Annotated in this window: 4 protein-coding genes; 1 reads left to right on the plus strand and 3 read right to left on the minus strand. The window is 54.4% G+C overall.

What is annotated here, in order from left to right; all coding sequences use genetic code 11:
• Both DJ74_RS01975 and DJ74_RS01980 read right to left on the minus strand, forming a co-directional pair.
• A partial coding sequence (locus DJ74_RS01975) for a helix-turn-helix domain-containing protein (RefSeq protein WP_141212653.1) occupies positions 1 to 527 on the minus strand: 527 nt, incomplete at its 3' end.
• 131 nt (positions 528 to 658) lie between these two features.
• A complete protein-coding gene (locus tag DJ74_RS01980; protein WP_094525116.1) occupies positions 659 to 1018 on the minus strand; it encodes a hypothetical protein in 360 nt (119 codons plus the stop codon).
• Between the two features lie 261 nt (positions 1019 to 1279).
• On the opposite strand from DJ74_RS01980, the gene DJ74_RS01985 reads away from it, so the two are divergent.
• Complete coding sequence (locus DJ74_RS01985; RefSeq protein ID WP_094525117.1) at positions 1280 to 2968, plus strand: hypothetical protein; 1689 nt, start codon at positions 1280 to 1282, stop codon at positions 2966 to 2968.
• Positions 2969 to 3273: 305 nt separating this feature from the next.
• Here DJ74_RS01985 and DJ74_RS01990 read toward each other — a convergent pair whose 3' ends face one another.
• The gene (locus DJ74_RS01990) at positions 3274 to 4107 is read right to left on the minus strand and encodes a hypothetical protein (protein WP_094525118.1); all 834 of its coding nucleotides are present in this window, start codon (positions 4105 to 4107) and stop codon (positions 3274 to 3276) included.
• Positions 4108 to 4856: the final 749 nt, after the last annotated feature.

A 4856-nucleotide genomic window follows, 5' to 3' on the forward strand; every position in this document is an offset into this window, starting at 1 on the left:
AGCAAACCGGGACACTCCTCAAAGACAGGTCGGAGGGCATCCAAAATAACGCCTGCTTCAAGCGATGAGAGCTCTTGTTCTCGAGCCATAATCTGATGCGTAACCGATCCATCGACGTATTCGCGAGCGTATTCCAACGCGACGGCGAGCCCATCCAATCCGTGACGATCTATGTACGTATCGATATCTTCGTCTTGCGTGCGACGGGCAATCGCCTCAACTAGCTCAGGTGTGATCTGCCGTTTGGTGTCGCCATCGATCAACTGGAGATCAATGTCATGAGCCGTGTATTCTGCTGGGCGGCCGTCGTTTGACTGGTCAATGAAGCCCGCGATTTCGAGATCGTCGATATACTCGTAGACCGTCCGCTGCGGAAGATCGTGCGTCTCGACGATGTCTTGAATTGTTGTTGATGGATGGTGGTGGATATACGTATATATCCATGCTTTGCGGGCGTTTCCGAGGAGTTCGAATGCTTCACCGCCCGTGTCGAGAGGAGTGTCCCGGTTTGCTTCTTTGGTTGCCATTGCTAGTAGCGAATTGTATGCAATTCGCAAAAAAGCTTGTTACTGGGCACTATATCAGATCTTCCTGTATTGACCGTAATCGGAGCAGAATAGCTGGTCACTGAAGATGCAAATTCATCAAATTACGGCAATCAGTCTTGATTACGGTAATGGGCAGCGAAGAGTTCTGTAAAGATACCGATAGCTGGAACGAGTTGAGCTACCGCTCCGGTAAGTTCGTCCATTGAGATGAGCAAATACGAGGCATAGGTGAATCCACCGAGTATCAACAGACAGCCTGCAGCCAAGGATAGAGGGTCTTCTACTCCATAGAAATAGAGCCGAGATGTTCCCCAAAGGATGAAAGATACCGGGATAGCCCACCTGATCACGGGTAGAATCTGCGGATACATCGTCAGCGCTCCAGCTACGAGGCCCCCACCAACGAGAAGGGTCAAGAGTCGCCCAATCAGGTTGTTCCAGACCTTATCGGCCGATTGACCAACGCTCATTACACTATTGTCACTACAGCATACAATAAGTATTCCATCGTGTCAACGACCCCTGACCCTTCCGGGTAGGTGGTGAAAGATAAAATCCAACGAGACCATTTGTCCAATACTTATTTACTGGTAGAAATGACTCCATCTCGTGGTTCGATTAGGTCCCCCCTCCCAATCGGCGAGTTGTCTTGATTCTCCGTCGATCGGAGTTGGTGAACTCATAACTCGGTACGTACAAGTTTCAAAATTGTTTCCTCACGGGTCAGACTAATGCCAACACGCCCTCCATCCGACGATTCAGACGATCAGCCATCTGATGACGATCTCACCGACTGGCCACCAACCGACTCGGGTCAACCCGATTCAAACCAACCGTGGATATTGCTTGGAATTGTTGGAATCGTTGCTGTTGCCATAGGCTGGTTCTTCAGGCCGTGGCTCCACGGACTCGTCTACACAGTGTACACGACGCCGCTACTGTTGCTTGGCCTTCTGGCCGGCAGTATCGCTGCGTGGGTCACCGCACGATTGGGTGACCGAGTAGAGACCGTCGTCAACGCGCTCTCCAGCAGCGACCACACGATTACGCCACTCCGTGTCGGGATGGTCGTACTCGTGATCGCTGCGTTTGCACTGCTGCCCGTCGCCAACGCGGTCGCTGGCGTCACATTAAGCGATCAAACAATGAGCCACACGGCCACAGTCGAGCGACTTGACGATGTTGATGCCGACAACCCACGCATCGTCACACGAGCGGTCGCCGATCGATACGCGTCGAACACGCTCAACCGGCCGCAGTACCGCGTCGGTGATACGGACATCAGCGTGGTGAACGGGACCCCCTACTGGGCGGCACCGCTCGCTCCGGACGGCCTGTTCAACACTATCACTAAACGACAGGCCGGGACCGTCCTCGTCGATATGACGACCCAGCAGGCGAACGTACGGTCCGTTGATGGCGAGCTCGAAACCGGCGTCGGAACGATCTTCCACCGGAACTACCGGTGGGAACTCCTCAAATCGCAGGCGTATCTCGTTGACTACGGCGACCCCAAGATGGTCATTCACAACGATACCCAGTATATCGCCGTCCCGTACTCGGAGCCGCAGTTCCATCTGACGCCGCTTCCGCACACCACGCCTCAGTGGGGAGGCGTCGCCGTCATCGATCCAAGCGGGTCGATCGAAACGCTCTCGCCTTCTGAGGCTGCTTCCAGTCCGATTCTTGACAATCAGCAGCTTTACCCCGAGAAACTCGCACTCCAGTCGGTCGCAGCGACGAAGTACCGCAACGGGATCCTCAACACCTACACCAGCCACGAAGACGAAATCGAGATTGCACCGCTGCCCGGCGACGGAAACGATCAGCCGTTCTTTATACTTACTGAGTCGGGCCCGCAGTACGTTGTCGCTGTCGAACCCTACGGTGACGCACAAGGGCTCCAAGAGTTGTGGACGATCGACGGCCAAAGCGGCGCCTTTGAGCGCTACGTACCAGCCGACTCGCTATTCGGCCCGCAGCGAGCAGCGGATCTTGTCAGGCAATCAGCGCCGCAGACGGACTGGGACCGCTTTGCCCCAGCCGAACCGATCCTCACCGTTATCGACAACCGAGAGTACTGGCAAGTACGCGTTGTCCCCGAAGATAACAGCGGGATCGCGTACGTCGCGTTTGTCGACGCTCGGTCCGGCGACGTTGACGCGTTCGAAGAAACCGACACAATCACCCAGTTCCTCGGCGGTGAGACTCCCGTTGAGACGCCCGGTGAAACGGATCCGAATGGAGAGATCGAAGAGGCGCCCGCAGTCATCGTCCAGCGGGTCGACGAGAACGGAACCGTGATCGAGACCATGAACGTGTACGACGACGAATCAGTTGAGATCCGGACGCCAACAAACAGGTCCACCACTGACACAGAAAATACGACCACCAGAACGCTAGGAAGCGGCCCTGTTTAGCCGCTGAACGACGTGGAGTGGAATCATACTACCCTCACAATCAGTAGGAACTAAGCTGGCTGCATCAACTGAGCAGTGGAGAGGCTACTGGATGTCTTGCCGGTAGAAGCCAACATTCAAGTCTAGAAGTTCGCTTGGATCTCCCGCGATATTTTCACAGATGGCTTTGTTGAAGTCCCATCTACCCGACATATCGAGTCACACAGTATCAGTACAGGAAAATAGTTAACGCTAATTCCAAGGGTGTATTACCCCAAGCTCGAACAGATTATCAAGTCCGCTAGCCGTTTAAAGGGTTTCAGTCTTCACCAGCTTTGCATCCCTGCTTCATAGAGGAGGACCACTGTTGTGTTTGCCAGTGAGAGGCTAGTATATGCGAGTGCTGGGGCAAGAAGCGAGTTGGTTCGTTCATAGGTGTAGGCGGCAATACCAAGCACCGCGAGATGCGTGGCCACGAACAGGCCGCCGGCGATAGATCCGATCTCAGCGATCCCCGAGAGGCTAATGACTGCAGCGACTAGTAGGACCGGAGCGTACGCTACGTAGTGAAGTCGTTCACTGCTAACGTACTCAACAGCGAAGACCCCGGCGCCTACCGAGATGGCGAACAGGACGGCACCAACGAGTTTCCCCAGGTCGGGGACTGTTGCCAACCCACCAGTATTGCCCATCATCACGAATCCGGTTATGAGCGTCGTCAGGACGATAGCGGTGTTTCCTCCGGCAACCTGTTTGAAGCTTCCCTGAACGAGTACCTGACTGACTATCACAAGCGTGGGAACCCCAACACCAATTCCCAGCCCAGCGAGAAGCAGCACTGGTATCACCGATACGTCGGCAGCGTAGGAGGTCATGGTGAGCGAGTTATACGGAACTCCGGTGAGTGAGCCAACAAGTTTGGTCAGTCCGACGAGCACAGCAGGTGCCAATCCCGCGAGCCCAATTAGGGACACGTCAGTTCGTTCCGGCAACTTAAGCCCGCTATCGACATCCCGGTAGGCGACGTACCCAGCAGTAAACAGTACAAGTCCGGCGATGAACAACCCTCCCGAAAGCATGCCGTCCATCAGACCCTCTTCGAACCAGGGAGGCGAACCGAACACTGCCAACAAGGCATCAGAAAGGATGCGCTGCCACACGTAGAGGCCAACCAAAATGACGGTTACGATAATACATTCCACTGCGATCGCCGGATCTAGTCGGGCAGTAGGACGTTTTCCGTTTCGGATAGCCATAATATCCACATTCGACCCAATTGCTTAGTTTTTGGGAGGTGGTTATCATTTGAGATACTGGAATTGAGCCTTCGCTTACTACGCAGGCTTTAGCGAACAGTTGTTTCAGATGAGAATATAATTCCAACAGAGCCTCACAGAGATTAAACTATCCCCTGATGAGTAGTGACACTGGTACAGCCAACCTGATGAACAAATTATGGCTTAGTCTCCGTTCCCTCAGCATCCGCGCTATTACAGACCTCTGCCGCGTGTCCCTCGATGGAAGTTAGTTCACCGTCGAGACAGAACGAAAACATGTAGGAAGCACTTCCGCCGGAAGCGTGAACGATTGCAATCTTAGCGGTTCTTTCCTCACCGTCGCAGTCTTCTATATCTGCACCGTTGGGGAACGCAAATGGAGCGTACGTCGTCTCGAACGGTGCCGTCTCACCCGGGGACACGACGAGGTCAGTTCTAGACGAGGACAGAGGACGNNCCGGCGAATCGGACGAGGAGCGGGGCTTCACCCTGATTTTCGATCTCAAATCGAGCACGGCCATCACGGAGTACCTCGACATCTTCCGTGTGTGCGTGGACGATTTCCGGTATCCACTGGCGGGCCCAACCGTCCGATGTTTTGGCCTTTACGTGAAGCGAGTCAGCGATGTACG

Source organism: Halorubrum sp. Ea8 (genome assembly GCF_002252925.1).
GTDB lineage: Archaea > Halobacteriota > Halobacteria > Halobacteriales > Haloferacaceae > Halorubrum.